The 3,932-nt window shown below is 70.0% G+C and carries 6 protein-coding genes; all 6 read left to right on the forward strand.

The features are described 5' to 3' along the window. Positions 1-237, forward strand: a 237-nt coding sequence (locus NX1_RS34800; protein WP_157120409.1) for a HEAT repeat domain-containing protein, incomplete at its 5' end; no start/stop codon positions are given. Then, positions 237-464 carry a 4Fe-4S dicluster domain-containing protein gene (locus NX1_RS34805; protein ID WP_067782630.1) on the forward strand — a complete coding sequence of 76 codons (228 nt, stop codon included), beginning with the start codon at positions 237-239 and terminating at the stop codon, positions 462-464. The genes NX1_RS34800 and NX1_RS34805, both read left to right, overlap by 1 nt. Before the next feature lie 21 nt (positions 465-485). Beyond that, a complete protein-coding gene (locus NX1_RS34810) occupies positions 486-1,907 on the forward strand; it encodes an ABC transporter substrate-binding protein (protein WP_068069391.1) in 1,422 nt (473 codons plus the stop codon). 33 nt (positions 1,908-1,940) lie between these two features. After that, on the forward strand, positions 1,941-2,816 hold the full coding sequence (locus tag NX1_RS34815) for an ABC transporter permease (RefSeq protein ID WP_068069394.1): 876 nt from the start codon (positions 1,941-1,943) through the stop codon (positions 2,814-2,816). Then, positions 2,813-3,589, forward strand: a complete 777-nt coding sequence (locus NX1_RS34820; RefSeq protein WP_068069400.1) for an ABC transporter ATP-binding protein — start codon at positions 2,813-2,815, stop codon at positions 3,587-3,589. Before NX1_RS34815 ends, NX1_RS34820 begins: the two co-directional genes overlap by 4 nt. Further along, on the forward strand, positions 3,586-3,921 hold the full coding sequence (fdxA, locus tag NX1_RS34825) for a ferredoxin (protein ID WP_068069402.1): 336 nt from the start codon (positions 3,586-3,588) through the stop codon (positions 3,919-3,921). Before NX1_RS34820 ends, fdxA begins: the two co-directional genes overlap by 4 nt. The last annotated feature ends 11 nt before the right edge of the window (positions 3,922-3,932 follow it).

Here is a 3,932-nt window from a genome sequence, read left to right on the forward strand (position 1 = left end):
CAAGGCGCGGCGATCGCACTGGCCGTCGCCGACCCCGATCTCGCCGCGCCGCGGCTGATCTCGGCCGTCACCGACGGCAACCTCGACGTCCGCAAAGCCGCCGTGCGCGGTCTGGCCGAGCGGATCGCCGAACGACCGGAGGTCACCGCCGCCCTCCGCACCGCACTCGAGGACCCGGACGCCGATGTCCGCGCCTTCGCACGCATCGGCATAGCCAACTCCGGAAAGGAACTCTGATGGCCCAGGTCACCACCCGCATCGACGTCCCGGTCACCGTCGACGAAGCCAAGTGCATCGACGGCTGCACGCTCTGCGTCGACATGTGCCCGCTCGACTCGCTCGCGATCCACCCCGACACCGGCAAGGCGTACATGCACGTCGACGAGTGCTGGTACTGCGGACCGTGCGCCGCGCGCTGCCCGGTCGGGGCGGTCACCGTGAACATCCCCTACCTGCTGCGCTGAACCCGGGCTGAGGAACACACGATGAGGACACCATCCACCCGGCTCACGGCTCTGCTGCTCGGCGCCGTCACCGTGACCACCCTGCTGACGGGCTGCGGCTCCGGCGGCGATGACAACACGATCACCGTCGACATCGGCTACCAATCCAAGACCATCAACACTGTCACGGCGGGCACGCTGCTGCGCGACCGCGGCGCCTTCGAGGCCAAGCTGGCCGAACTCGGCAAGGCCAAGGGCGTGCGCTACCGCGTGGAGTGGAAGGACTTCGCCTCCGGCCCGCCGCTGACCGCGCAGATGCTCGCCGGTCAGGTGGACATCGGCTCGATGGGCGACGCCCCGATCCTGGTGAACGGCTCCAAGACCCGCGACCATCCCGACGTCGCCTCGGAGCTGATCGCGGTCACCGGCTACAACCTGCGCGGTTCGCTGAATCAGGTCGTGGTTCCGGTGAATTCGCCGGCCGCCACGCTCGCCGACCTACGCGGCAAAGTGGTCTCGACCAGCGTCGGCTCGGCCGCCCACGGCATGCTCGCCACCGGCCTGTCCGCCGCGGGGATGAGCCTGGACGACGTGAAGCTGCTCGGCCAGGATCCGCCGGTCGGCGCCTCGGCGCTGCAAGGCGATCAGGTCGCCGCGCTGGCGCAGTTCGTGCCGTGGCCGCAGAAGCTGGTATTCGACGGCAAGGCCCGGCTGCTCTACGACGGCGGCAGCGCGAACATCCCGACGTTCCACGCCGTGGTGTCCACCAAGCGGTTCGGCGCCGAGCACCCCGAGGTCGTCGAGGCGTTCCTGGCCGCGCAGCGTGAAACGACCGACTACCTCAATCGCAACCCGCTGGCAGCGGCGCAGCGCGTCGCCGAGATCACCGGCATACCGGCCGAGGTCGTCTACCTGTACAACGGGCCGCACGGTCTGGTCAGCTTCGACCCGACCATCAAGCAGCCGCTCGTCGACGCGCTCGGCAGGCTACTGCCGTTCCTGAAAAGCCTTGGCGCGCTGGCCGATCTGAACTTGGACGAGTTCGTCGACGACAAGTATCTTCGCGCGCTCTATGGCGCCGACTACGACGCCGAGCGCGCCGACATCGCCCCGCCCAGCCCGTTGACCGGAGTCGACCCGGTCTGCGGCGGGCCACTGGACGATCCGGCCACTGCCTCGGAGGTGTGGTTCGCCGGGCAGGACAGCATCTCGGTCGCCAGGACGCCGAGTTGTCTGCTGCGCCAGATCGGCGAGCGCGGCGGTGAGGTCCGCGCCGCCTATGTGCCCGACGCCGCGACCGGCATCCGGATCTTCGCCGCCACCGCCACCTGGGTCAGCGATCCGGCCGGTGCCACCGACCAGCGGCTCCGGCCGTTCGGCGTCGCGGCCGATGCCGAGCGCTACGCGGGCTCCCATCCGGGCAGCACGGTCCTGGACTACCGCGCCGCACTCCAGGCGCGCTGACCGCACCACTTTTCGAGATCGAGGAGGCCGACCATGACGGTATCCGCGGAGCCGATTTCCGCCGCACCCGCCGCGTCCACCGAAACCGTGACCACGACCCGCCCGCGCGGCGGGCAATCCCTCCGAAACCCCGTGCCACCCAAGCTCCGTGCCGCACTCCTCACCGCGGTGCCGCTGGCCGGGCTCGTGCTGCTCTGGTACCTGCTGACCACCAACCAGGTGGTGTTCTGGCTGCGCTTCGACAAGGTCCCGACGCCCGGCGCGGTGTTCGAGTCCTTCCGCGCGCAGCTGGGCACCGGGTCGTACTACAGCAACATCCTCGCCAGCACCCGGCGCATCCTGGTCGGCTTCGGCCTCGCCACCGTCGCGGGTGTGCTGATCGGCATGGCCATCGGCCGGTCGGCGCTGGTCAGCGCGCTGGTGCGACCGGTCGTCGAGGTTTTCCGTCCGATTCCCGCGATCGCGCTTGTGCCGCTCGCCATCCTGTTGTTCCCCACCGGCGAACAGGGCATCGTGTTCATCACGTTCTTCGCCGCGTTCTTCCCGGTGACGGTCAGCACCATCCACGCCATGCACGCCCTGCCCAAGGTGTGGGAGGAAGCGGCCCGCACGCTCGGAGCGCGCCGCGGGACCATCCTGTTCCAGATCGCGTTGCCCGGTGCGTTGCCCGGCATCTTCTCCGGGCTCTCGGTAGCCATGGGTGTCGCGTGGATCTGCGTCATCAGCGCCGAGATGATCTCCGGCCAGTTCGGCATCGGCTACTTCACCTGGCAGTCCTACGGCCTGCTCGACTATCCGGGCGTGGTGGTCGGCATGCTCTCCATCGGCGTGCTCGGCTGGGCCACCGCCTTCCTCGTCGAACTGGCCGGCCGCCGGGTCAACCGCTGGCTGCCGAGGGCGGTCCGATGAGCGCCGGAGCGGCCGTGCGCCTGACCGGTCTGCGCATCGCCTACGGCGAAAGCCTCGCCGCGGAAGTCGATCTCGCGGTGGATCCGGGAGAGATCGTGGTGCTGCTCGGGCCATCGGGCTGCGGCAAGTCCACCATCCTGCGGGCCATGGCGGGACTGCTCCCGCCGATCGGCGGCGCCGTCTCGGTGGACGGCGCCACCATCGGCGCGGCGGCGGACCAGTGCGCCATGGTATTCCAGGAGGATGCGTTGCTGCCCTGGCGCTCGGCCCGCAAGAACGTCGAATTCGCGCTGAAATTGCGGGGCGTGCCGCGCGGGCGACGCCGTGCCGAAGCGCTCGACCTGCTGGAGCAGGTCGGTCTCGCGGGTTACGGCGACCACCTGCCCGGCGCGCTGTCCGGTGGCATGCGCCAGCGGGTGCAACTGGCCCGCACCCTGGCCGCGTATCCGCGGGTGCTGCTGATGGACGAGCCGTTCGGCGCACTGGACGCCCAGACGCGCGCGGACATGCAGCGGTTGCTGATCTCGGTGTGGCAGCGGCACAAGACCACCGTCCTGTTCGTCACCCACGATGTGGACGAGGCGCTGCTGCTCGCCGACCGCGTCGTCTTGCTGACGCCGCGGCCCGCCCGCATCCAGCGCGTCGTCGAGATCGAGCACCCGCGGGCGCCCGGCGCCCGGTTCGAACCCGAATTCGCCCGCAGGCGTTACGAAATCCTGGCCGCGCTCGGCGAGACCGCCGACTCGGCGATCGAAGTGAGGAGCGCGTCATGACCTTCGTGATCGGCGCCGCCTGTGTCGACGTCATGGACCGGGCATGCGTGGAGGAATGCCCGGTGGACTGCATCTACACCGGAGGGCGGATGGCCTACATCCATCCGACCGAATGCGTGGACTGCGGTGCGTGCGAGCCGGTCTGCCCGGTCGAGGCGATCTATCTCGACGCCGACATCCCTCAGGCGCAACGGGTTTTCGTGGCCGAGAACGCCCGGTTCTTCGACCAGCCGCTGCCCGGCCGCGGCGCCGCGCTCGGCTCTCCCGGCAGCGCCGCGAAGGTCGGGGAGCTCGGGGTGGACACGCCCTACGTGGCGGAGTACCGGCCGTGAGCGCGCCGCAA

This window comes from Nocardia xishanensis NBRC 101358, from assembly GCF_001613365.1.
GTDB classification, from domain to species: domain Bacteria; phylum Actinomycetota; class Actinomycetes; order Mycobacteriales; family Mycobacteriaceae; genus Nocardia; species Nocardia xishanensis.